Below are 24,774 nucleotides of genomic sequence, written 5' to 3'. Positions count from 1 at the left end.
TACGGAAGTGAACCGCAGCCTTCGTGGATGGATGGAATACTTCAAACACTCCTCCAGGTGGACGTTTCCCCGTCTCGACTCATGGGTTCGTCGGCGACTGCGCAGTATTCTGCGTAAGCGCAGCGGACGAAAGGGGATCAGCCGAGGCCGCGATCATAACAGATGGCCGAATGCTTTCTTTGAGCGCCATGGGTTGTACAGCCTCGTGGCAGCCCATCGCGCAATGCTCCAGTCCTCAGCGGGGTAAAACCACCAACCGGAGAGCCGTATGCGGGAGATCCGCACGTACGGTTCGGAGGGGGGAGGGACTCGGCAACGAGTCCTTCCTACCCCTATCAGCGGTCTCCTGCGCCAAGGTGCGCTTCCTTCGCTGCGGAGCCTCGGCTTGCCGGGTACCGCGGTAGGGATGGAATCTTGGAGCGAATCCCATGGATTGTCGAGGTAGCGGCGCAGCCCAGGGGCTTTCATGACCGTCTGTCCTGAACCGGTTTCCTTTCGCCACAAGATCGGGGACGTCCTTCTTCTCAGTCTCCTCTTCCTTCTGGGGTTCCTGGCCAGGTTCGTCTTCGTTCCCCTGATGCCTCTGCTGGAAGGGGAACTGCGCATGGGGCACGCGCAAGCCGGTTCGCTCTTCCTGTGGATGGCCGTGGGGTTCGTCTCCGGCCAGATCATTTCGGGTTTTCTCTCGTCGCGCATCCACCATCGGGGCACCCTCATCCTGTCCGGTTTGTCGGTGGGAGGCGTGCTGATCTTCACGCCCTGGGCCCACTCCCTGGCGCTCCTGAAGCTTCTTCTGACGGCGCTGGGATTGGCCGCCGGGATGCACCTGCCGTCCGCCGTGGCCACGCTGGCCGCTTCCGTTTCCCGCCGGGACTGGGGAAAGGCCATGGGGCTCCATCAGACGGCCCCGAGCCTCGGCATGGTGCTGGGACCGCTCCTGGTGGAAGGGGCTCTGGCCTGGATGTCGTGGCGGGTCCTGGTGGTGACGCTCGGTGCCCTTTCGGCGGGGGCCGGGATCCTCTACGCCTGGAAGGGCGGAAGCGGCGCCTTTCCGGGAAGGCGCCCCGATATTGCTTCGCTTGGGGACGTTCTGCGGCTTCCTGGGTTTTGGATCATCGTGGTCTTGTTCGGGGCGGGCATCGGCGCGGCCGTCGGCGTCTACAGCATGCTGCCGCTCTTTCTGGTGCACGAAAAGGGCTGGGCCCCGGGGCCGGCCAACATTCTTCTGGGCCTGTCGCGGCTGCCGGGCCTGCTCTTGACCTTCCTCGGGGGGTGGCTGGCGGACCGTTTGGGTATCCGGATCACCATGGGAAGCGCCCTCATCCTGTCGGGTCTGGCCCTCGTCGGGATGATCCCGGCGCAGGGACGCCTCCTGGTGGTTCTCGTCTTCCTGCAGCCGGCGCTCATCACCCTCTTTTTCGCCCCGGCCTTCGCGGCCCTGTCCCAGGCGGTCCCGCCCGTCCGGCGAAGCATCGCCACGTCCTTCGGCCCACCGCTGGCCTTCGTCATCGGAGGCGGCCTCTTTCCCTTCCTCATCGGCCGCTTCGGCGACCTGGGCGCCTTCTCCACCGGCCTTCTGGGCGCCGGGGCCTATGTGGCGGCCGTTTCGGCCCTTCTGCCCCTGCTGAAGTTCCACCCCTCGGCCGACGCGGAAGGCTGCTGATCCTTCCCCTTTCCCTCAAACCGGGCGGTATCTTCTTCGGGCGTCTCTGACACCGCGTGATGAGCGGGCGGGGATAAACCCCGCCCCTACCCAACAGATCAAGGCATCTTGTAGGGGCGGGCTTTACGCCTGCCCTTCAGGGCCTTCCGTGACAAGGAATCGTCCAATTTAGGTTTCCATTAGTGGCTCGACAGAGAGGACGGGTTGTTCTCCCCTTGGCCGGTTTTACTTGCGCTTTGCTTGAAGGATCGGCGGTGATTGGCGATCGGCATGGCGAAAAGCGGGAAGGGGGTGTATGGTAGGCCGTCGGGGAGGGCCGAACGGCGGAGTCGGCTGGAGCTTTTCTCATGGAAGGGGATCTTACGGTGAAACCTCTTGTGCCAGGCGCTGCGATGTCTTCCGGGTTGCCGCTCATGCTGGCCGCGGCCTTCTTCTTCACCTTGGGAACCCTTGCCATCAAGCTGCTGGGGCCGCGATTCCGTGTGTGGGACATTGCGTTCTTCCGCTTTTCCGGAGGATTGGTGCTCCTGGTGCTTCTCTTTTTCCGGCACACCAATCCCTTTCGCGGGAGCAACCGGCGCCTGCTTCTCATCCGCGGCTGCACGGGCTCGTGCGCCTTTCTGTGTCTGGTGGCCGCCCTTCAGCTGCTGCCCATTTCCACGGCCATGGTGATCTTCTATGCCTTTCCGGCCTTCGCCGCCCTCTTTTCCTACGTCCTTTACCGGGAGGAGGTATCCCCTCTCGGCGCACTGTGCATCGCCGGAGCGCTGGCGGGCATCGCACTGCTTTTCGACTTCCGCTGGGACGGGGCTGCCCAGGGAAAGGCTCTGGCCGTCTGCGCCAGCGCCCTGGCGGGCCTCACCGTGGCCTTCATCAAGAAGCTTCGGGCCACCAACGGATCGGCCACCATCTACCTCTACCTGTGCGCCATGGGCCTCGTGGTGGTTTTCCCCGGATTCGTCTCCCATCCCATCCTTCCTTCTTCCGGGCTCGAATGGGGCCTCTGCGCCGGTCTGGTGGCGGCCACCCTGGCGGGCCAGCTCCTCATGAACCAGGGCTTCGCCTATTGCCGAAGCTGGGAGGGCGGGGTCTTCATGAGCAGCGAGGTGGTGCTCACCGTGGCGGCCGGCATCCTCGTCTTCGGGGATCCGGTTTCCCTCCGGTTCTGGATCGGGTCCCTGCTGGTTTTGGGGGGCGCGGTGGCCCTCAACCTGGAAAGGGCTTTGCCCGCCCGCACCGCTCCCGCCGCCCGTTCCTGACGACTGCGACGGTCGGCCCTGCATCGCGTCCCTTTCTGCCAGGTCTCAACCATTCGTGATACCGGGGGGTGTCTCCGGCCAGAAACGGTGAACGGCATTTCCGGACAGGGCTCCTGAGCGGCTGTTCGACAATGGCCCAAATTGGGCGATCTTTTCATGGGGTTTTCCTATCACCAAGGATGAGCGGGCGGGGATAAACCCCGCCCCTACCCAACAGATCAAGGCATCTTATAGGGGCGGGCTTTACGCCCGCCCTCGAAGACCGCACTAGGAACAAGAATCGTCCAATGTGGGAATTGCTGATTTGCGCCTTTCAATGGTCCTCCGTCCGCCGCGCGAAATCGGGGTCCTGGATGGATGGTGCATTTTGGACTCCCGCTGACGCGGGAGTGACGGTTTATGGGGTTCTCGGACAGGCTCCTACCGGGTGATCGCGATCCAAAGGGCCAGGAGGGCCAGGGACGCCAGGGTGACGGGCACCCCGTAGCGGGCGTGTTCCCGGAAGGAGAGGGACACGCCGTGGGCGGCCGCCTCCTCGATGACGATCAGGTTGGCGATGCTTCCGATGGTGACCAGGTTGCCCGCGAAGGTGCTGGAGGCGGCGAGAACGTACCAAAGGAGGTGGTTTCCCGCGGGAAGGAACTTGGAAAGCAGCATGACGGCCGGCACGTTGCTCGTCACGTTGGAAAGCACGACGGAGACCCCGGCCAGCACGTAGGGGTTGGTGACGTGCAGGCCCCCGCCGCCCAGGGCGGCCATGATCCGGTGGGGAAGCCCCGCCTTTTCCACGGCCGCCACCAGGATGAAGAGGCTGCAAAAGAGCGTGATGAGGTGCCAGTCCACCAGGCCCAGGATGGAGCGGGTCTTCATGCGGCGGCTGCACAGAAGGCAGGCGGCCACCGCCAGGGCCGCCATGTGCCGCGGGACGGGAGTGAAAAAGAGGACCAGGAGCACCCCCGTGTAGAAGAGCGCTTTGCGGGTTTGGTGGGCGTCCAGAGACGGCCACGTGCCGTGGGCTTCCTCCACGGAAGGGCCCGTCCAGGGAGGACAATTTCTTGACAGCACCCGGATGATCCCGTAGGCCGCCGCCAGGGAGGCCAGAACCGGCGGCAGGTTCCACAGGAAGAAGTCCCGGAAGTCCAGATTTCCCACCTGACCGATCAGCATGTTCTGCGGGTTGCCGATGATGGTGGCCGCCGATCCGATGTTGCTGGAAACCGCGAGGGCCACCAGGTAGGGCACCGGGTTGAGGGACCGTCGCGCCAAAGTGACGGTGAGTACGGGCGTGAAGGCCAGGCAGACGATGTCGTTGGCCAGGACGGCCGAAAGCCCGGCGCTGGTGAGCATGAGCAGCCAAAGGAACCGCCCGGGATGATCCAGCTGACGCGCCACCTTGAGGGCCACCCAGGTGTAGAAGCCCGCCAGCCGGAACTGAGCGGAAACCACCATGAGGGCGTAGAGGAGCAGGATGGTGGGAAGGTCGATGGCGTTCACGGCTTCGTGGGTGCTCACCGCCCCCAGGGAAACCATGGCGATGGCGCCCAGGAGGGCGATGCCCGTGCGGTCCAGGGCCAGACCGGGAACGCGCCCCAGGGCCACCCCCGCATAGGTCACGAGAAAGATCAGCACAATGGTCGTGTTCATGGCCGCCCCGCACCTCCCGTCGTTTCTCCAATGGAAACGGGCGGTCCATACACCAAAACGTGGGGCAGGGAAACTGCTTTTTCAAATGGCGGCTTCCGCCGCCGGCCCATCGTCTTCCGTCCCCGTTCCTTTGCGGTTTTCCTCTTCGTCCTGCGAGGCTTTCCGAGAACTCTGGAGATAACCGTTTTCGCCGTAGCGCAGCCCTTTAGGGCTGCGGAAGATCCCCCGGGCATCGGGTGGGCCATCGCTTATTTCTTGTCACTTCATGGGGTTACGATAACCCTTTCCGCGGGGCTGAAGCCCCGCGTCTACGACCTGAATTGGACGATTCTTTCTCATGGACAGGTTCCGAAGGGCGGGCGTAAAGCCCGCCCCTACAAAAGGGCACGGACCCATTGGGTAGGGGCGGGGTTTATCCCCGCCCGCTAATCACGCGGTGGAAAAGACACCCGAAGAAAAAATCGCTCAGTTTAGGTACGAGGAGGACAAGAATCCCCGTCCGGTTGCGCCGACAAGGTGTCCGAAGATTCTTCCCCCGGGCGCGCGGGCCATCGGCCCGCACGAGGAGCGGGCGAGACGCCCGCGCTCCCGGGAAAAACACCGTTCTCGGACAAGCTCCCAGGCTCGTTCTGGGTTTGGCATCCGATTTGCTAATCAGTGGAAGCACCTGGCAAGGCACGCCGTTTGGGTTGGAAGTGGAACCGGAGCTGTGAATCACAAGGAGAGAGGGCGCGCAGTGGAACCCACCCTGGATTGGCTGCTGACAAGCAGGAACAACAAACACGGGCCATGGAGTCGCGGGTCGCTGCAGCGGTATCCCTGAAGGCCATGGTCCCCGGACCATGGCTTTCGTGTCTGGGGGCGATGACAAGGGGCGGCGGCACCGGGCACCGTGGCGGTCATGAGGAGAGTGACCATGAATGGAAACGGTGCAAAATCCCTGATGGACCATGTGGAACAGGTGCGCGACGGCCGCCGTCGCTTCGAAAACGCCTACCAGGCCGTCGCCCGGATGATTCTGGACGACGGGGCGGGGATCGAGAAGGTGGTGGTCAACGGCAAGACCACCTACGACTTCAAGGTGTTCCGCCGGGGCCCCAAGCCCGTGGTGGGCATGTACGACGAGATCAACAGCTTCGTCTCCTTCGTCAAGGACGCCGCGGAGGGAGGTTCGTCCCGGGAGATGGCCTTCGTGCTGGTGGGCGAGCCCGGAAACGGCAAGACCTTCTTCGTGGAGACTCTGTGCTCCCTCTACCGCCAGTTCATCGCCCGGCCCGAAAACCGCCGCTACACCTTCCACTTCACGGGCCTGGACCGTCTTCCGGGCTACGGGCGCATCACCACCATCCAGTCCCAGACCTTCGAAGACCCCATGGTCCTGGCCATGAACCTTTTCGAATCGCGCCGGGACACGGAATCCTTCCTCCAGGGCCGCGTCGGGTTCAACGACGAGCAGCTGGAGGCGCTCTTCGCCGACTACCGCCCCCTGGGCGCCTGCAGCGAATACATCTGGAACGACATCCGTCAAGCCTGTGACGGCGACCTGGAGCGGATGCTCTCCTTCGTGCAGGTGGTGCCGGTGCCTTTGAGCGAGAGCCTGGGAACCATCACGGGAAAATACTCGGCCAAGGACAAGATCACCTCTTCCGCCGTGGATCTTCTGGGCGAAGAGTCCATCCAGAGGCTGCTCCACATCGCCGACGCCAACAACCCCTACCGGTTCGACCTGCGTCGGGGGGCTCTGGCCCGGGTGGCCGGAGGCGGCATCCACTTCAGCGACGAGATCTTCAAGAACAAGAAGGACCTGGTCCAAGTCTATCTGGGCGTGATCCAGAACCGCAACATCGAAATCGACGGATTCCGCTGGCCCCTGGACACCCTCATCATCGCCACCAGCAACAATTCGGAATTCAACCGCTTTCTCGCCGAACGAGAGGAAGCTCCCATCGTGGACCGGTGCCGTATCTGCTACGTGGCCCACAACACCGACTACAAGCTCCAGCAGAAGCTCACCGCCTACGCCATCGGAAGCGAGACCAAGACGACCCTCACCAAGGAGCGGCTCCACCAGGATCCCAACCTGAACTACGCCGCCTCCGTCATGGCCGTGCTCTCGCGCCTGTCCCGCTCGGAAAAGCTCACCCCCGTGGAGACCATGAAGCTGGCGGCGGGCGAGGTGGCCGGGGAAAAGAGCGTCAAAACCCTGGCGGAGCTCATCGACCAGCTCAACCACGAGCCGGACATCACCAAGCGGTTCGGCCAGAAGGGGCTGGGCCAGCGCAACCTGGGCCGCGCCCTGCAGCTGGCCATGGAGACCTCGGAGACCAACGAAGGCCAGTGCATCTTCGCCTACGACATCTTCAAGGCCTTCGAGCGGGTGATCCTGGACTACGTTTCGGAGGCGTCCGATCGGGCCAAGTACCTGGAGGACTTGAAGATCGCCAAGGGCCTCTACCGGGAGCGGATCACCACGGAGATGTTCAACGCCTACATGGACGAGCCCCAGGCTATCCGAAAGGACGTGATGAACTACGTGAACATGATCATCGGGATCGACGCGGATACGGTGGGGCCGGACCGCATGTGGAAGTACCGGGATCCCCAGACGGGTGAGCTCAAGGCCATCAAGATCGACGAAAAGTACGTGCGCAGCGTGGAGGAGCGCCTGGGGCTCAAGACCCGGGAGCAGCAGGAGTCGTTCCGGACCACCATCCGCAAGATCTACGGCCAGAAGATGTCGGTGGATCCCGACTACGACTTCATGGACAACCTGGAGCTGGTCAAGGCGGTGACGGACGTGCGGCTGAAATCGGATATCGCCGGCGCCGGGAGCCTCATCGGGGCCCTGGCCAACCGCACCAACGAGGAGAACCAGAAGCTCTACGACCGCATGATCCACACCATGCTCCACAAGCTGGGCTACTGTACCACGTGCGCCCAGAAGACCATCGAATACTTCTGCACCCAGGACGACGAGAACTGACATGGACCGCTACGACGACTGGACTTTACTGCAGATGGGCCGACCCGCCGGGGCCTCCTACATCCACAGCCTGAGTTCCGTGGAGGAGCTTTTGGAGCGGGACCGGCAGCGGGAAAAGGACGGCTTTCCCCGAAAGATCCGCATCGGGCGGCTGGTCAAGCCCAGCCGGGGCGGCAAGGAGCGGGTGATCCTGGTGCCCACCACGGTGGAGGAAAAGTTCATCCACGACACGCGCCCGCCCCAGGACGAAGGAGGCGGCGCCGGCGGCGGGGCCGGGGACGGGCAGGAAGGCGACGTGGTGAGCGAGGAGCCCATCCACGGCTCCAACGGAGGCGGCCAGGGCGGCGCCGGCCAGGGGGAAGGCGCCGAGCACGAGATCGAGGCCAGCGCCTACGATCTGGGGCGGATCCTGAGCGAGCAGTTCGAGCTGCCCAACCTCAGGAACAAGGGAAACAAGAGGACCCTTCGACGGATCGCCTTCGAGCTCACCGACCGCCACCAGGGCGCCGGACAGATCCTGGACAAGAAGGCCACGCTGCGCCGCCTGGTGGCCACCAACATCGCCCTGGGCCGCATCGGGCCGGACGCGGAGATCGATCCGGCGGAGCTCCTCATGGGACCGGACGACAAGGTCTATCGGATCCTTTCCCGGGAGCCGTCCCTGGAGGCGCAGGCCCTGGTCTTCTTCGTCCGCGACTATTCGGGGTCCATGAGCGGGCGGCCCACGGAAGTGGTGGTGGGCCAGCACGTGCTCATCTACAGCTGGCTCGTCTACCAGTACGAACGGCGCGTGGAGACCCGCTTCATCCTCCACGACACCGAGGCCAAGGAAGTGCCCGACTTCTACACCTACTACAACTCCACCATCGCCGGCGGAACCAAGGTGGCGTCCGCCTACCGGCTGGTGAACGAGATCGTGGAGCGCGACAACCTGGCCCGGGACTACAACATCTACATCTTCCACGGCACCGACGGCGACGATTGGGATTCCGACGGCAGCCAGACCCTGCCGGAACTGGACAAGATGCTCACCTACGCCAACCGGGTGGGCGTCACCGTGGCCCACGGCCACGGAGGCAACGGCTACCGGTCCCGCGTGGAGGAATACATCGGCCGGGCGAAGCTGACCGAGCGGTTTCCCGAGCGGTTCCGCCTGGACACCATCGAGGAGGGCGCGGGCGAAGATCGCCTGGTGGAAGGCATCCGCCGGCTGCTCTCCTGAAGAACTTGTCTGAAAACCCCTGGAATGCCCGCTCTTCTCCTAGGGCAGCCCTCGAATGCTGCGGAGGAATCCCCGGACGCTGGACGGCCCATCGAGTATCGCCCGTTATCTCCTTGGATTGCGGTGTCCCCTTTCCGCGGGGCTGAAGCCCCGCGCCTACGAAAGAAGATGGGCCCCCTGTCGATTGACTAGGAAGACCCGTTGCCGGACACGCTCTGGAGGCGGCGGGGGCGTCGCCACGGAGGCAAGAATCATGGAACTCATCGATCAACACACCAAAGCCATCATGGAAGGGTGCAAGGAAAGGGCTTGGGACGCGGGACTGCGGTTCGCCCCCGAAACCCTGGAATACATCGTCACCAACCGGGACCTGCTGGAACTCACCCCCAGGCACATGATCCCCACCCTCTACGACTACTGGGTTCACGACGTGGAGGTGCACCGGGAAAAGGGCCGTTACGAACTCTATCCCAACAACCCCTACGAGACCGTGATCAACACCCGTCCGGCCATCTCGTTCTACAACGACAACAACCCGGACTGGCTCAACGTGATGATCTTCTACCACGTGCTGGCCCACATCGACTTCTTCCAGAACAACCTGCACTTCGAAAACACGTGGGGGGAAGACTTCGCCGGCAAGGCCCTTTCCGACAAGCGGGCCATCGCCATGCTCCGCTCCGAAAAGGGCCGGTGGGTGGACTATGTCATCGAGTTCAGCCGCGGGATCGACAACCTGGTGGGCTACTACAGGGAGCTTTCGGGAAACGGCGGGGAGCGCCGCCCCAAGCCCTCGCGGCTCGATTTCTACTTCGACCACTTCCTGCAGCAGGTGCAGAAGATCCCCGTCCACGAATACCTGCGGGAAATCGACCGCTACAACGCGTGCCGCAGGCAATACGGGGACCTGGCCGATTCCTTCTTCTTTGCCGAGGTGCTCACCCGGTATCCCGAATTCGATTCCCTCTACGAAAGGCACCTTGAGCGCGATGCCGTTCGCCCCACGGATCTCCTGGAGTACCTGCAACACCATTCGCCGTTCCTGCAGCGGGAAGAAAACCGTTGGATGAAGACGGTTATGGAGATCGTGCGGAGCACGTCCCTTTTCTTCCAGCCCCAGATCCGCACCAAGATCATGAACGAGGGCTGGGCCAGCTACTGGCACGAAAAGCTCTTCCTGGCCGACGACCGCATTTCGGGCCACGAGGTGGGATTCGCCCGCATTCACGCCCTGGTCACCTCCATGCCCCGGGTGGGCCTCAACCCCTACGCGCTGGGCATGCGGCTTCTGAGCTACGTGGAGGAGCTGGCGGACAAGGGCAAATTGTCCCTGCCGTACCGGCAGATCACCGATGCCCGGGAACGGGTACGCTACGACGCCGGAACCGGCCGGGGGCTGGAGACCCTTTTCGAGGTTCGGCGGCATTACAACGACTTTCTCTTTCTCAACACCTTCATCGACCAGGACTTCGTGGACCGATACAGGCTCTTCGTGGTGGGCCGGCGCCTCAATCCCCACAAGGGGGTGTGGGAATACTTCGTCCAGAGCCGACGGGCCGAAGACTACAAGCAGATGCTCCTGGAATCCCTCTACCACCCGCCGGTGGTGGAGGTGGACGAATCCCTCATGGACGACGGATGCCTGTACCTGCGGCACCGGTTCGAGGGAAAGCCCCTGGTGCGGGAGTTCATCGGCAACACCATGCTGGGCATCTCCTTTCTGTGGGGCGGGCCGGTGAAGCTGGAGACCACCGAATGGGTGCGGGAACGTTCCGAAGCCTCCTCGCCCTACGCCACGCCACAGCAGGAGCAGGCGGAGCCGACGGCGCGCCGGGTGCTCTACACCATGGAGGACCGAAAACTCACCAGGGTCCTCCTGTGATCGAGGAAAGACCATGAACAAGAGCCAACAGACCCTCAACCGCCTCTTCGAGAGGATCCGGGAGCGGGAATCGTGCCAGCCCCTCACCTTCCAGGAATTCCTGGAGATGGCGGGGCGGCGCCCCGAGCGGATCTTCCGAAACGTCCACCAGCGCTTCCACGACATGGTCATGACCTACGTGGGAGAAGGCGTGGACGAATACCCGGACGATCCCGAATCGATCCACTTCGTCTACTACGACTGCAGCCGGCTCTTCGTGGAGGGAACGGATCATCCGTTCTTCGCCGACCGCCTCTTCGCCAACCGATTCATCAACCAGGTGGCCGCCTTCCGCCGCGGAGCCCAGCAGAACCGGATCTACATCTTCGAGGGACCGCACGGGTGCGGCAAGAGCACCTTCCTCAACAACCTGCTGCTGAAGTTCGAGCTCTACACGGGCACGGAGGAGGGGGCCTGCTACGAGGCCCTGTGGCGGATCGACAAGCGGGAGCTGGGCGCGGGGGCGGACCGGGAAGCCCACTACCTGCTCCACCAGCTGAAAAGCCTGGTGGAGGGACCGCCCGGGATCCGGTCGGGCACGGCCGACGAATCCCCCTTGCCCTTCACGGGAAAGGACGTTCTGGAGGTGCCGTGTCCGAGCCACGACAACCCGCTGCTGCTCATCCCCAAGGCCTACCGCCGGGACGTGCTGGAAGAACTCATTGAGGACGGGGATTTCAAGAAGCGCCTTTTCGGAGAAAAGCAATACGATTGGGTCTTCCGGGACCAGCCCTGCACCATCTGCCAGTCCCTCTACCAGAACCTGCTGGAAATCCTGGGAAGCCCGGAAAAGGTCTTCCCCATGATCTTCGCCCGGCGATACCGGTTCAACCGGCGCCTGGGCCAGGGCATCAGCGTCTACAACCCCGGAGACGAACCCACCCGGGACCGGGTGCTCACCAACCCCCAGATCCAGCAGCAGCTCAACGCCCTGCTCCGGGACAGCAACCGCGTGCGCTACCTCTATTCACGCTACGCCAACACCAACAACGGCGTCTACGCGCTCATGGACGTGAAGGCCCACAACCGGGACCGGTTCGCCGATCTCCACGGGATCATCAGCGAAGGGGTGCACAAGGTGGAGGAGATCGAGGAAAACGTCCACTCCCTCTTCCTGGCCCTCATGAACCCGGAAGACCAGGTGAACATCGCCGAAGAGCGCTCCTTCGCCGACCGCATCACCTACATCAAGATCCCCTACATCCTGGACTACAACACGGAGGTGAAGATCTATAAGAACATCTTCGGCGAGGACATCGAGCGCTATTTTCTGCCCCGGGTGCTGCCGAGTTTCGCCAAGGTCATCATCTCCACGCGGCTCAAGCCCCAGTCGGAGGCCATGGGCGAATGGATCAGCCGTCCGGAAAAGTACCACGCCTACTGCGACCGCAACCTGCATCTGCTCAAGATGGAGATCTACACGGGGCAGATCCCTCCCTGGCTGGACGAGGCGGACCGGAAGAACTTCACGGCCAAGCGGCGCCACCGGATCATCGGCGAATCGGAAACGGAAGGCGATCGGGGGATCACGGGGCGGGATTCCCAGAACATCTTCATCGACTTCTTTTCGGCGCACGCCCGCCCGGACCGGCTCATCACCATGGACATGGTCTACCGGTTCTTCCGCAAGATCCCCAACGGGTCCAGCGGCTATATTTCCCCGGACTTTCTGGACAGCCTGGTTCGCCTCTACGACTACACCGTGCTGGAGGAGGTGAAGGAGTCCCTCTACGACTACAACGAGGAGCGGATCGCCCGGGAGATCCAGAACTACCTGTTCGCGGTCAACTTCGAGCCGGGAAGCACGGTGCGCTGCATCTACACCGGGGAGATGGTGGAGGTCTCGGAGCAGTTCTTCGAAGGTGTGGAAAAGAGGCTCCTGGGAGGGCGGGCGTCCCCGTCGGACCGGCGCGCCTTCCGCCGGGACGTGCAGCACCGCTACACGTCCCGGACCCTCGCCCACGAGATGCGCCTGGAAGGGAAGCCCATCGAAGAGACGGAACTCTACCGGGATCTCCACGAGCGCTACGTGCACAACCTGAAGGAAAACGCTCTGGATCCCTTCCAGGGAAACGACAACTTCCGGGGGGCGGTGAAGGACTACGAAACGGACGCCTTCCGCACCTACGACGCCCGCCTGCGCCACGATGTGACGCACCTGATCGGAAATTTGACGAAGCGCTACGGGTACACGGTGCAGGGCGCCAAGGAAGTGACACTCTACGTGCTGGACAAGAACCTGGCCGAGTCCTTCCGTTCCTGATTCCCACCCGAAAGGAACGGTTCTTTCGCTGTGCTCTTCTTGTCTCCGCGCGATGGGCGGGCGCGGATAAACCCCGCCCGCTCAACAGGTCCATCCGCCTTCGGAGGGGCGGGCTTTACGCCCGCCCGCCGGAACCTCGAGACGGGGAGATTCGTTCATTCGTTCAATTGAGGATCTACGTCAGTGGATGGCCGGCAATCGGTCGGCAAAATCCGGATCGGTGAGCAGTCGGCGGGCGAACTTGATGTACTTGGAAACAATGGACCGGACGGCGAGTTGGAGGGCGTAGGGCCGCATGGGCTTTTCCAGGAGATGGGTGATGTCGGCCTCCACGCACGCGTTCACCACCTCGTCGCTGGCGTTTCCCGTGATGATGACGGCGTCCTGGGGAGCCATGGGGAAGCGGACCCGGACCCGCTCAAGGAAGTCGAAGGCCGTGCAGGATCCCATGTACACGTCCAGGATGAACACGGCCACCCCGGGCGGCTGCTCCAGGCAGTAGGCCGCCGCCTCATCGGGATCTCCGAATGTCAGCACATCCCCCCAGATGTAGAAGGACTCCAGCACTTCCTGCAGGAAGGCCAGCACATCGGGATCGTCGTCCACGATGATCACGTTGAGTGCACCGGGCATGGCCTACCTCCTTCACTTTCCGCGTAACGGTCATGGCAAGCTCGCCACTCCGCTCTCCCCATCGGCGTCCAATCGGGTTCCTTCGCGGTTCTCTGCCCCGTGACAACGGAGAATGAAACGCGCCCTTGAGAATCGGATCCCTGTAGGGGCGAATGGTAGGGGCGAATGATCCTTCGCCCCTACAGTCTGAGAATCCATTGTCGGACAAGGCCTCGGGGCCACGACCGACCTTCATGGTTGCAAAAAGATGAGGCTCCGGCAGGGGAAGCCGCTCCCGGTTCGCTACTTCTCATCCACAGGGAATTGGGCCCTGTGCCACTCGTGCCAACCGCCCTTGAGCGCATAAACCTTTTGGAAGCCCATCTCCATCAATTGCCGTGCCACACTGGCACTGGTCGCTTCGTTGGGTCAGGCGCAGTAGAGGACGATGGTCTTGGTTTTGTCGTATTTGCCGGCCCAGGAAGCCACGTCGCCCGGGTCCCCCCGGACGGCTCCCTGGATCTTGAATTCGCTGGAAGTCCAGTCCCTTCCGGCCCGAACGTCGACGACGATCAGGTCGGAGGATCCCAACATCCCTTTCAGTTCTTCCTTGGTCATCCTGGGCGCATCGGCGGCCCGCACTTCGGGCACAAGGGAGGCCGCGAAGAAAGCGAGCGAGATCACCAGGATGAAGGACCAAAGGACTTTGTGTCTCATACCGTTCCTCCCGTCCGTTGGTTGAAGGGCCCCTGCCGGAGCGTTCACGGGGAAGCGGAGGAAACCCGTTCTCCGCCGCGCCCTGATCTAATGTAACCACGAACCGCCGGGACGGCGAGAAGGGCGGGTGCGATTGCCGCCGCCGCGACCTTCCAGGGCGAGGGATCCAAGACGACCAGAGCGAGGCTCGATACGGCGTAGCCCGCGGCGGCCGCCGCGGAAAGAGTCAGACCGGGCGGTCTTCCGCCCTCGACCGTCGTTTTCTGGATTCGGTAGGCCGCCAGGTGGAGGATCCCGTAATGGAAGAGCCAGAGAATCCATCCGGCCCGAATGAGGACTTCCAGATTGGGGGATCCCGCCATGCCGGACACCAGCCAGCCCAGGATCCACGCCGCGGAAAATCCCTCGAAGATCCGAACCCGGGTAGCCTCCGAAAGGTAACCCTTCGGCAGAAGCCCCCTTCGGCTCATGCGCCGAAGGGTTCCGGAGGCTCCGGCCATGAGGGCGTTCACGACGGCGACGGATCCTGAGATGATGACCAGGCCCATGATCGTCCGCCCCGGCGGGCCTGCGATGCGACGCGCCGCCAGAAGATGGGGAAGGGTGGATGCGGCCAGCTTGGAGGCCGGAACGACCGCAGCGGCCATCCACGTCCAGGCAATGAGCACGAGGGCTCCGATGGCCAGGGCGAAGACCATGGCGCGGAAGGCTTCCGGCCGGTTTCCCTCCCCGGGCTCCAGGGCCAGTTCGAAGCCCGCCAGGGCCGTGAGCGCCAGAAGGCAGGTGCGGATGCCGGTGGCCGGCGTCGTTTGGGCGGTCTCACCCGGGGCAAAGGCGTCGGGAAGAAGAAGCGCCCAGGCCACGAGCACCAGCAGTCCCGCCAGGGCGATTGCCACGGCGCCGACCTGGATGCGCTCGGCCAAATCCCGCCCCCGGATCCTCAGGAGCCCGAGACCGGCGGGGATCAGGGCGGCAAAGGCGAAGTTGGGAAAGGCATGGTAAAAGATCTCGTTGAAGGCGAACCCGGCGCCGGCGCACACACCCGTGGCCAGTCCCGCCGTGAGCGTCCATCGGGCGGCGAGAAGCACGCCGGTCCAAGCCCCGCCCAGCCCCGCTTCCAGCACCTCTTCCGGAGAGGCCCTTCGTCCGATTGCGTCGCCGGTACGGCCAAGATTCCAAGCCGTCAAGCCGTGAAGGATCCCGGCGGCCGCCAGCGCCCCGGCAAAAGCCGGGCCGATCCGTCCGGCCGCGTTTCCCGCCAGGGCCAGGGTTTCGGGGCATACCATGAATCCAGCCGCCATGGCGGCCAAAGTCAGCAGATGCTTCACGGATTTTTCCCATCAAGAGCCGCTTCGGCGGGCCGCCTCAGAGGAGCGCCGGAGCAGGCTCTCTGCGCCATGGGACAGCGCCTGTCCTGTATCCGAATTGGACGATTCTTCCCCATCGCGAGGCTCCGGCGGGCGGGCGTAAAGCCCGCCCCTACGAAGGCGGATGGACCCGACCGATGGGGCCACCGAGAGCGTGATCCGCAAGCCCGCCCCTACGAAGGCGGATGGACCTGTTGGGTAGGGGCGGGGTTTATCCCCGCCCGCTAATGGCGCGGAGATAAGAAGAATCGGCAAAAGAATCGCTCCATTAGGCTCTACCGGTCTGTTGGGGATCCCCGTCACCTCGCGACCCTCGGGAACCTGACGTCGTTTGGCGGATCGGGCGGGAACTTGGAATCTCCGCCCCGCCTTTCAGTCCTGGTAAGTTTCGCGCATGAAGAAGGTGCAGGCAAGCACTACCAGGGAGGACAGGAAGAGGCAGGAAAGAAGCACCGTGTAGGCTTCCAGGGGATACCCGAAGGCCTTCCCGCCGCCGGCATAACGGTCCAGGATCCATCCCAGCAACGGCATGGCCACGGCGCCGCCCAGAAACGGAAAGAGGTTGAGGGATCCCAGGGCGGTTCCGGCGATCTGGATGGGAAAGAGCTCCTTGACGGCCGTGAAGGCGATGACCACCGTGGACGACGAGCTGATGGAAAAAAGGAGAAAGAAGGCCATGAGAGCCCACGTGGGAAGTCCGGAAGGAAAGATCCTGAGGAATCCCAGTTCCAGGGTCATGGCCAGGGCACAGGCCACCAAGGGTTTCTTGCGGCTTCGAAGAACCCGGTCCGACAAAAAGCCCAGGGCGGGGCTTCCGAAGATCATGCCCCAAGCGATCATGCTCAGCACGGACCCCGCCTGCTCCCGGTCCATGCCGTAGGTGTGCATGAGGTAGGGGCCGCTCCACAGGGCTCCGAAACCGAAAAAGATTCCGTAATTGACAAAGGACCAGAGGGAGAAGAGCCAGAACTGGGGCGAGGAGAGCACATGGCGCACCCCCTGGCGAAGGCCGCCGGCCGCGCCGGGACTGGATGTGGCACCGGTGGCCGGCTGGGCCGCCAGGGGCGGCCAGCCCTTGGCTTCCGGCCGGTCCCGCACCACCGCCCACACCAGGCCGGCGATCACCAGGGTGACGCCCCCGATGAGCTGAAAGGACAGACGCCATCCGAAGGCCGTGGTGAGCCGGGCCAGGAGCCAGGTGGCGGCCAGGATGCCCAGGCCGCCCACCGCATTGAGAATCCCGGAGACGAAGGCGAACTCCCGGGGCCGAAACCACTGGGAGAGGATCTTCATGGTGGGGATGAACACCATGGCGGCCCCCATGCCCACCAGGAACCGGCCGGCAAAGGCGGCCGTCAAATGGGGGGCCGTCCCGAAGAGGACACTTCCCGCCGCGGCCACCACCGTGAAGGCGCTCACCGCCTTGCGCGGCCCGATGGAATCGGAAAGAAGCCCGGCGGGAAACTGCATGAAGGCGTAGCAGTAGAAGTAAACGGATCCCAGGAACCCTAGGGCTCCGGCCGATGTGGAGAACTCCCGGGCCAGCTCCTCGGCCACCACGGAAAGACTCAGCCGGTGGAAATAGACGAAGAGATAGGCGAAAGCCAGCGTGGCGAAGATGTACCACCGATACCGAAGAAGCTCCCGCCTGTCTCCGTGCGTCACCGCGAACTCCCCACCATCTCCGCCCTGGCTTGCCGGATACGGCTGACGAAGAGCTGCGCCGTTTCCGTCACCAGATCGTAGTTTCCGTCCTTGGCCCCGGAAGTCAGCTCGCTTCCGGCTCCCACCGCGAAGCTGCCCGCGCGGATCCACTCCCCCACATTGTCGACGTTCACTCCGCCCGTGGGCATGAGGAGCGCCTGGGGGAACGGGCCTTTCATGGCCTTGATCACGGCCGGTCCGAAGAGAGAAGCGGGAAAGATCTTACAGACATCCGCTCCCCCCTGCAAGGCATGCATGAGTTCCGTGGGGGTGAACACCCCGGGCATGACCGCCACCCGATATTGATTGCACAGTCGGATGGTGTCCACGTCGGTTCCGGGCGAGACGATGAACCGGGCTCCGGCCATGAGGCACGCCTTGGCCGTTTCGCTGTCCAGGACCGTGCCGGCCCCCACCAGCACCTCGTCTTTGGGATAGGCCCGGCATAGCTCCCGGATCACCTCCAGGGCTCCCGGCACCGTCATGGTGATCTCGATCACGTCCACCCCGCCTCTTTTGACCGCGTCTGCGATCCGAAGGGCCCGGTCCGGGCTCTCGGCCCGCACCACCGCCACGATGCCCGTCTTTTCGATTCGTTCCAGGCAAATTCTCTTGTCCAGCATGATCCGTCTCCCGTTGAAAAGATCCGTGATCCGTAATCCGTATCCCGTGATCGGTGAGCCGTGATCCGGAAACCGTCATGGGCATGATTCCATCCCGGCCGGTGGCCTTCCTCGGCGATTTCCGGCAGCCTCCCAGGAGGCTGTCCGAAAACGTCGCGGATGATCTCTTTTCTCGTAGCGCTGCCCTTTAGGGCGGCGGAGGAACCTCCGGACGTTGGATGGGCCATCGCGTATTCCCGGTCATTTCATGAAGGTGCGATGGCCCTTTCCTCGGGGCTAAAGCCCCGCGGCTACGAAAAGAGCGGCCATGGCTCGGGCTCTTGTTCCGGAGAGCCATTGTCCGACGGGCTCCTAGACGCCGGAGAAGGCCGAAAAACCACCGTCCACGGGAATGACCGCCCCGGTGACGAAGGCGGCCGCATCGGACACCAGCCAGATGACGGCACCCAACAGATCCTCGGGGGTTCCGTAGCGCCCCATGGGCGTGGAACGCAGGATGGCGCGCCCCCGGTCCGTGGGCTTCCCGGTCTCTTCGTCCGTGAGCAGGTATCGGTTCTGCTCGGTCAGGATGAATCCCGGGGCCAAGGCGTTGACTCGGATGCGCGGGGAGTAGTGGTGGCTCACGTGCACGGCCAGCCATTGGGTGAAGTTGCTCACGGCCGCCTTGGCCGCCGAATAGGCGACGGTGCGGGTGAGCGGCCGGAAGGCCGCCATGGAGGAGATGTTGAGAACGGCCCCGGAACCCTGGCGGACCATGGGATCCAAAAAGACCTGGCAAGCGAGGAGGGTTCCCAGGAAGTTGAGGTCGAAAACCCATCTCAGGGCGTCTTCGGGAAGATCCAGGAAGGAGAGCTCTTCCGAGGTGGTGGCTTCCTTTTTGTTTCCGCCGGCGCCGTTGATGAGGATGTCCACCCGGCCGAAGCGGTCGAGCACCGCTTCCCTGGCCCTCAGGAGGCCGGCCTTGTCGAGGACGTCCACTTCCAGTCCCATGGCCTGGCCGCCCCGGGATTCGATTTCTTCGGCCACCGCCTCCGCCTTGTTCCCGTGCCGCCCCATCACGGCCACCCCAACGCCTCGTTCGGCCAGGGCGAAGGCCATCTCCCGGCACAGAATGCCGGCTCCGCCCGTCACGACCGCCACCTTGCCGGCGAGATCGAAGAGGGGATCGGCCTTTCTGGGGTCTTCAGATTCATGCATGGCATCACTCCATATTTAGGGTAGATACGCCGACATGGGACATGTCATCTCGGGGCCCTGGACGATGCTCCGCCGGCTCCGGGAGGCTGTCCGACGATGTCACCGATGACCGTTTTTCTCGTAGCCCAGCCCTTCGGGGCTGCGGATGGGCCTTCGGGCGTCGGATAGGCTGTCGGGTACTGCCTGCCCCATCCAGGGGTTCCGATGGCTCTGTCCCGCGGGGCTGAAGCCCCGCGGCTACGGAAGGAACGGAAACTTCCCTGCATCTTGAACAGGAAAGGGATTCCCTGACAAGCCCCCAGGCCCGTGCGACCCCCCAGGACGGTTGGTTGGGGCTTCCTTCTGGGCGGCGGCTCAACGGGGTCCCGAACCGCCCGAGGCGGCCAACAGGCGAAGCAGGTTTTCCGTCGCCGCCTTGGCCATGCGCGTCACCGCCTCGTGGGTGTGGGCGCCCACATGGGGGGTGAGGAGGAAGTTGTCCAGGCGGAGCAGCGGATGGTCGCCGGGGGGTTCCTTGGAAAAAACGTCGCAGGCGGCTCCGGCGAGCCGGCCGCTGCTCAAGGCCCAATGGAGGGCTTCTTCGTCCACCAGCTCCCCCCGCGCCGTGTTGATAAGATACGCCCCCGGCTTCATCAGCCCCAGCCGCTCCCGGTTCATGAGCTTTCGGGTTTCCCCGGTGAGAGGCACGTGCAGGGAGACGAAATCCGATACGGCCAGAAGCTCCTCCAACGAAAGCCGCTCCAGCTCGTGTTCCCGGATGAACCGTTCATCCTGGAAGTAGGGATCGTAAAAGCAGACCTTCATCAGGAGTCCCCGGGCGCGGCGGGCCACTTCCCGGCCGATGCCGCCGCAGCCCACCAGCCCCAGGGTCTTTCCGGTCAGCTCCGTACCCCGCACCCGGGACCACCCTCCGGCCTTGACCTCCGCCGCCGCCGCGTAGAGGTTTCTGGCCAGCACAAAGAGGAGCCCCACGGTCAGTTCGGCCACCGACACGTTGTTGGCGCCCGGGGTGGTGGCCAGCGGAATCCCCCTTTCCTCAAGGGCTTCCCGGTCGATGTTGTCCACGCCGACGCCGTACTTGGAAACGGCCTTCAGGCGGGGTGCGCCCTCGATCACCTTCCGCGACACCGGGTCCACGCCCACCAGAATCCCGTCCGCCCCGGATGCCAGGCGGCACATCTCCTCCTCGGTGAGGGTCCGGCCGGTTTCGTTGTAGATCACCCGGCAGCCCTTCAGCAGAGGTTCCATCTCTTTTCTGACTTCGTAGTACGATTTGGGAGTGATCAGAACGGTCCACACGGTGATGTCCCCCGTAGGTCTTGAAGCCTTTCGATCACGGCACGGGTGCCGTCGTAGGCCTGCTGGAAAAGGGCAAAGAGTTCCCGGTAGATCCCGTGGTTGTTCGGGTCGGGAGAGACGGTCCGTTCCGCCTTGTCGGGAAGGGGCGCCTGTGAGTAGTCGTCCAGGATCCCCAGGGCCTTGAGTCCCATGAGTACCGCGCCCAGGGTGGAGTTTTCCGCTCCGGGATACAGGAGGAGGGGCCTTCCCAGGACGTCCGCCAGAATCTGGAGCCACACCCGGGAGTGGGTGACGCCGCCCGAGATGATCACATCGCGGGCTTCGCCCGCCAGCTCCTGCAGGACGAGGAAATTGGCGTTCAGGCGGAAGGCCACCCCTTCCATGGCGGCTCGGACCAGATGCCGGAACCCGTGTTCCATGCCCAGGCCCAGGACGACCCCGCGGGCTGCGGCGTTCCAGTCGGGAGTCCGTTCTCCTGTGAGAAAGGGCAGGAACAGGAGACCGCCGGCGCCCGGCGGAACTTCCTCCGCCATGCGGCTGAGATCCTCGTACACCGGAACCGCCACGCCGTCCTCGCCGTACTCATAGGCCAGGCGGCTCCGCAGCCAGCCCAGGACAATGCCCCCGTTGTTGATGGCTCCGCCGGTCACGTAGGTGTCCCGGTCCAGCATGTAGCACCAGGTCCGGCCCCGGGAATCCAGCCTGGCTTCGGGTGAAAAGACGCGGACCGCTCCGCTGGTCCCCACCGTGGCCACGAAGCGGCGCGACGCATAGGTGCCCGCCCCCAGGTTGGCCAGTTGCCCGTCTCCGCTTCCGAGCACCAGCGGGAAGCGGGCCCCGATCCTTTCCTCCCATTCCCTTTTCATGGAAAGCACCGTGGTCCCGTCCGCCAGGGGGGAAAGCGAGTCCTCCTGCAGTTCCAGAGCCCGAAGCAGCTCCCGGTCCCATCCCTTCTCATGGAGGTTCAGGAGCCCTCCGCCGCTGGCCACCCCGAAGTCCGCCACCCAGCGCCCGGTGAGGCGGTGGAGGATGTATTCCTTGAGCGTGACGAAGCGCGCCGCCTTCCGGTAGGCTTCGGGCCGGCGCCGGCGGAGCCACAGGATCTTGGCGGGCGTGTAGATGGCGTGGGGCGGGCATCCGGTCCGCTCGTAGATGTTGCCGAAGGACCGAACGGTGCCGATGGCTTCCATGGGGCGCACGTCCGCCCACGTCAGGCACCCGCCCAGGGGATTTCCGGACCGGTCCACGGCCATCAGGGTGTGGAGCGCCGAGCTGAAAGAGGCGAACGCCAGGGGGGTTCCGGCCTGGGCCCCATGGGCGGCGCATCGGGAAAGGCACCGGATCGCCGCATCAGCCACCTGGTCGGGGTCCAACTCGGCGGCGCCTTCCCGGGTGTCGGTGAAGGCGTAGGGCACCGAGACGGAAAAGACCTTCCGCAGCGATGGGTCGAAGACCACCGCCTTGGTGGACGAGGTGCCGATATCGATGCCGCAGGTGTAGTGTTCCACGGGCGTTCCTCTCAATCCATGAGGCATCCGCCGTTGACGTCCAGGATCTCTCCGGTGATGAAGCCGGCATCCTCGGAGGCCAGAAAGACCACGGCGGCCGCCACCTCACGGGGTTCGCCCAGGCGCTTGAGAGGAATGGCCTCGATGACCTCCCGGCGCTTCTCCTCGGACCACTGGGCGCTCATCTCGGTGCGGATGGCGTGGGGCGCCACGCCGTTGACGGTCACGCCGTATTCGGCCAGTTCGCGGGCGAAGGTTTTGGTGAGGGCGTCCATGGCCGCTTTGGACGGGCCGTAGCCCGGGGCCGACGTGATGTCGCCCAGCTTGGCGGCGATGGAGGAGATGTTGATGATGCGCCCGCTTCGTTGCCGCTTCATGACCGGCGTGACGTGCTTGCAGAAGAGAAAGGCGCCCCGGACGTTGACGGCGAAGACCGCGTCCCAGTCCTCGGTTCGGATCTCTTCACCGGTGCGCCGGCGGATGATCCCGGCGTTGTTGACCAGGATGTCGATCCGGCCGTGGTCTTCCAGGACGGCCTGGACGACGGCGGCCACGTCGTTTTCGTTGGAGACGTCGCATTTGCGGAAACGGATCCGGGGGTTTTCCTGTTCCAGCTGTCGACCCCGTGCTTCGTCCACGTCACAGGCCGCCACCCGGCAGCCGTTTTGGGTGAGGGCTTCGGCCACGGCCCGACCGATACCGGTCACGGCTCCGGTGACCACAGCGATTCTTTCAGTCATGGATGCGCCTCCTTTTTAATATCTGATATACCAGTTGGCGTGTGCAGCTTCCCGCCGCGGCGTGCGCCGCTTTCTCCTAGCCTCCGAACCTCCGCGCCGCCGCCTCAAAGGATGGCTTCCGCCACCCGGTTGATGTGGCTGCGGAGGATGTCCACCGCCTTCTCCTTCTTCCCTTCCAGAATGGCTTCCAGGAGCCGGATGTGCTCCCCATGGGCCACCTCCATGCGGTCCCGGTCCAGATGGCGGCAGATGATGATCTGGTTCTTCACGTTGTGGTAGCTCTCGATCAGGTAGTCGTTGTGGGACGCGGTAATGATCAGCTCGTGGATGGCCTCGTCCAGCTCGTCGAAGTGGCGCCGCGACAGGGTCTCGGTCTCCCGGCAGGCGTTGAGGATTTCCCGGAGCTTTTCCCGATCCAGCTCGTGGAAGTACTGATCCAGGCAGTAGAGTTCATAGAGACGGCGCACTTCCATGATGTCCTGGATTTCCCGGCGGGTGAAGGAGCGGACGAAGAAGCCCACCCGCGCCTTGTTGACCACCAGGCCCTCGTTGACCAGGCGCCTCAGCGCGTCCCGAACCGGCATGACGCTCACGTTGAATTCCGAGGCCAGTTCCCGGGGGTTGATCTGCTCCCCCATCTTGAGATCCGTCAGGAGAATCTTCTCCTTGATGATCCGGTAGATCTGTTCGGTGATGCTGTCGGTCACAAGGTGCATGAGCAAGTGCGAAACTCCTTTCCCCGACGTGGGGGGACCGCTAGTCATCCAGACGCCCGGCGGCCGCCCACAGCCCGGTGGCCGGATTGGCGATGTAGTAGAAAGGCGTCCCGTCGGAGGCGGTATGACGGCCAGGTGTCCGTTCCGTGTATCGGTACCGCTCCCGGGCCTCTTCCAGGCTCATGTGCCCGAAGCCCACCGATTGGATCACCCGGCGGTCCACCGTGTCCGTGGCGATGGTCACGTGGAAGCGCCCCTCCGTGGACCCGTGGATGAGATGGGCGGCCACGGCCAGGTTTCGGCGCAGGTCTTCCCGGGTTTCCACCAGGCGGGTGATCCGCTCCGTTCCCACGTAACCATACTGGCGGATGATCCGGTCGAAAAGCGGGTCTTCGCCCAGCCTTTCCAGGCCGGGGGCGATCATGACCACGTGGCCTCCGTCCGCCACCGCCAGCCGCGTTCGGTAGACGGCCTTGCAGCCCAGCCAGGTGCTCCGGAATTCCTTCTCGTCCAGGTAGACCACGAAGGTGGAGACGGGTTCTTCCAGGCGCGTGATGTTGACGGAGCGGCTCAGGGCCACGGCGCGTTCGAAGAGCTTCCGGTCCCGTCCGATGTAGAGACCCGCCAGGCGCGAGGTGCCCGTGGCCGGGTCCACCAGGGTGTGGTTTACCGTGAGAAGGTAGCGGATGGCAAGGCCGTCCAGGAACCGGGTCTCGGCGTAGTCGTAGAGCTCGCGAACGGGGGTGCGGTCCCGGCCCAGGGTGCGTTCGATGCCGTAGACGGCGCTGATGTAGTGGGACTTGTTGATGATGTCCTCGCCTCCCAGGCCCACCACGATGTTCTTCGTGTAGTTGGCCATGCCCACCACTTCGTGGGGCAGCACCTGCCCGATGGACAGGATCAGGTCGAAGCCGCCTTCCGGCAGAAGCCGGTTGACGGCCACCACGATCTCGTCGGCGACCGCTCCGCGCGACACCCGGGCGGTCACCTCCCCCGGGATGGTCCCGATGGGCACCGTATCCCGGCGCCAGTGGTGTTCCAGGAAGGCCTCCAGCGGAATGTCTCCGAACATGGCGTGCAGCTCACCCGGATCCATGGGCCGGTGGGTTCCCGTGGCGGGCAGGACCTGCACCCGGGACCGTCGGGCCAGCAGGTGATAGAGCACGTTGGTGAGGGTCCCGGCGCCCGAATGGCGGCGCGTGCCGTCGGGAGGGACCAGCAGAACGCGGGAAGGAGCCGGTTTTAGGGAATCCACGAAGCGCCGCAGCAGGTCTTCCCATTCCCGCCGCTCCAGGGATTTCCCCGGGGGTGCTTCCAAGACGAATTCCGCCATGAT

At 64.1% G+C, this 24,774-nt stretch carries 19 protein-coding genes; 7 read left to right on the top strand and 12 right to left on the bottom strand.

The window, feature by feature from the left end:
* Nucleotides 1-7: 7 nt before the first annotated feature.
* The 3 genes from BUB04_RS20280 (at nt 8) to BUB04_RS08550 (ending at nt 2,922) form a co-directional block, all read left to right on the top strand.
* Nucleotides 8-247 (top strand): group II intron maturase-specific domain-containing protein, encoded by a 240-nt coding sequence (locus tag BUB04_RS20280; protein WP_084076317.1) that lies wholly within the window; start codon nt 8-10, stop codon nt 245-247.
* Nucleotides 248-466: 219 nt separating this feature from the next.
* The gene (locus BUB04_RS08555) at nt 467-1,663 is read left to right on the top strand and encodes an MFS transporter (RefSeq protein ID WP_073038580.1); all 1,197 of its coding nucleotides are present in this window, start codon (nt 467-469) and stop codon (nt 1,661-1,663) included.
* Nucleotides 1,664-2,055: 392 nt separating this feature from the next.
* Nucleotides 2,056-2,922 carry a DMT family transporter gene (locus tag BUB04_RS08550; protein WP_073038579.1) on the top strand — a complete coding sequence of 289 codons (867 nt, stop codon included), beginning with the start codon at nt 2,056-2,058 and terminating at the stop codon, nt 2,920-2,922.
* A gap of 420 nt (nt 2,923-3,342) precedes the next feature.
* Here BUB04_RS08550 and BUB04_RS08545 read toward each other — a convergent pair whose 3' ends face one another.
* The gene (locus BUB04_RS08545; RefSeq protein ID WP_073038578.1) at nt 3,343-4,566 is read right to left on the bottom strand and encodes an anion transporter; all 1,224 of its coding nucleotides are present in this window, start codon (nt 4,564-4,566) and stop codon (nt 3,343-3,345) included.
* Between the two features lie 916 nt (nt 4,567-5,482).
* Between BUB04_RS08545 and BUB04_RS08540 the strand changes: the two genes are divergently transcribed.
* The 4 genes from BUB04_RS08540 (at nt 5,483) to BUB04_RS08525 (ending at nt 12,955) form a co-directional block, all read left to right on the top strand.
* Nucleotides 5,483-7,549, top strand: a complete 2,067-nt coding sequence (locus tag BUB04_RS08540) for a serine protein kinase (RefSeq protein ID WP_073038577.1) — start codon at nt 5,483-5,485, stop codon at nt 7,547-7,549.
* A 1-nt stretch (nt 7,550) separates the two neighbouring features.
* Nucleotides 7,551-8,771, top strand: coding sequence for a DUF444 family protein (locus BUB04_RS08535; protein ID WP_073038576.1), 1,221 nt, complete (start codon nt 7,551-7,553; stop codon nt 8,769-8,771).
* Nucleotides 8,772-9,024: 253 nt separating this feature from the next.
* Complete coding sequence (locus BUB04_RS08530) at nt 9,025-10,653, top strand: SpoVR family protein (RefSeq protein WP_073038575.1); 1,629 nt, start codon at nt 9,025-9,027, stop codon at nt 10,651-10,653.
* Between the two features lie 13 nt (nt 10,654-10,666).
* Complete coding sequence (locus BUB04_RS08525; protein ID WP_073038574.1) at nt 10,667-12,955, top strand: serine protein kinase PrkA; 2,289 nt, start codon at nt 10,667-10,669, stop codon at nt 12,953-12,955.
* Between the two features lie 180 nt (nt 12,956-13,135).
* Here BUB04_RS08525 and BUB04_RS08520 read toward each other — a convergent pair whose 3' ends face one another.
* The 11 genes from BUB04_RS08520 to BUB04_RS08470 all read right to left on the bottom strand — a co-directional run bounded on the left by BUB04_RS08520 (nt 13,136) and on the right by BUB04_RS08470 (nt 24,771).
* Nucleotides 13,136-13,588, bottom strand: a complete 453-nt coding sequence (locus BUB04_RS08520) for a response regulator (RefSeq protein WP_073038573.1) — start codon at nt 13,586-13,588, stop codon at nt 13,136-13,138.
* Nucleotides 13,589-13,870: 282 nt separating this feature from the next.
* Nucleotides 13,871-14,284, bottom strand: a complete 414-nt coding sequence (locus BUB04_RS08515; protein WP_263577200.1) for a rhodanese-related (seleno)protein — start codon at nt 14,282-14,284, stop codon at nt 13,871-13,873.
* Nucleotides 14,285-14,328: 44 nt separating this feature from the next.
* Nucleotides 14,329-15,612: an APC family permease gene (locus BUB04_RS08510; protein WP_073038571.1), complete on the bottom strand. Its 1,284-nt coding sequence runs from the start codon at nt 15,610-15,612 to the stop codon at nt 14,329-14,331.
* A gap of 411 nt (nt 15,613-16,023) precedes the next feature.
* Nucleotides 16,024-17,316: an MFS transporter gene (locus tag BUB04_RS08505; RefSeq protein ID WP_073038570.1), complete on the bottom strand. Its 1,293-nt coding sequence runs from the start codon at nt 17,314-17,316 to the stop codon at nt 16,024-16,026.
* Nucleotides 17,313-17,978, bottom strand: a complete 666-nt coding sequence (locus tag BUB04_RS08500; RefSeq protein ID WP_073038569.1) for a bifunctional 2-keto-4-hydroxyglutarate aldolase/2-keto-3-deoxy-6-phosphogluconate aldolase — start codon at nt 17,976-17,978, stop codon at nt 17,313-17,315. The genes BUB04_RS08505 and BUB04_RS08500 overlap by 4 nt, the downstream gene beginning before the upstream one ends.
* Nucleotides 17,979-18,329: 351 nt before the next feature.
* Nucleotides 18,330-19,175, bottom strand: coding sequence for an SDR family oxidoreductase (locus BUB04_RS08495; RefSeq protein WP_073038568.1), 846 nt, complete (start codon nt 19,173-19,175; stop codon nt 18,330-18,332).
* 354 nt (nt 19,176-19,529) lie between these two features.
* Complete coding sequence (locus tag BUB04_RS08490) at nt 19,530-20,474, bottom strand: phosphoglycerate dehydrogenase (protein WP_218588401.1); 945 nt, start codon at nt 20,472-20,474, stop codon at nt 19,530-19,532.
* Nucleotides 20,459-21,982, bottom strand: a complete 1,524-nt coding sequence (locus BUB04_RS08485) for a gluconokinase (protein ID WP_073038567.1) — start codon at nt 21,980-21,982, stop codon at nt 20,459-20,461. The genes BUB04_RS08490 and BUB04_RS08485 overlap by 16 nt, the downstream gene beginning before the upstream one ends.
* An 11-nt stretch (nt 21,983-21,993) precedes the next feature.
* Nucleotides 21,994-22,722, bottom strand: coding sequence for an SDR family NAD(P)-dependent oxidoreductase (locus BUB04_RS08480; RefSeq protein WP_073038566.1), 729 nt, complete (start codon nt 22,720-22,722; stop codon nt 21,994-21,996).
* 104 nt (nt 22,723-22,826) lie between these two features.
* Nucleotides 22,827-23,438: a GntR family transcriptional regulator gene (locus BUB04_RS08475; RefSeq protein ID WP_073038565.1), complete on the bottom strand. Its 612-nt coding sequence runs from the start codon at nt 23,436-23,438 to the stop codon at nt 22,827-22,829.
* Nucleotides 23,439-23,478: 40 nt separating this feature from the next.
* Nucleotides 23,479-24,771: a nickel-dependent putative hexonate epimerase gene (locus BUB04_RS08470; protein ID WP_073038564.1), complete on the bottom strand. Its 1,293-nt coding sequence runs from the start codon at nt 24,769-24,771 to the stop codon at nt 23,479-23,481.
* Nucleotides 24,772-24,774 lie beyond the last annotated feature (3 nt).

The organism is Desulfacinum infernum DSM 9756, from assembly GCF_900129305.1.
GTDB lineage: Bacteria > Desulfobacterota > Syntrophobacteria > Syntrophobacterales > DSM-9756 > Desulfacinum > Desulfacinum infernum.
This window is presented reverse-complemented; position numbering and strand designations above follow the sequence as displayed.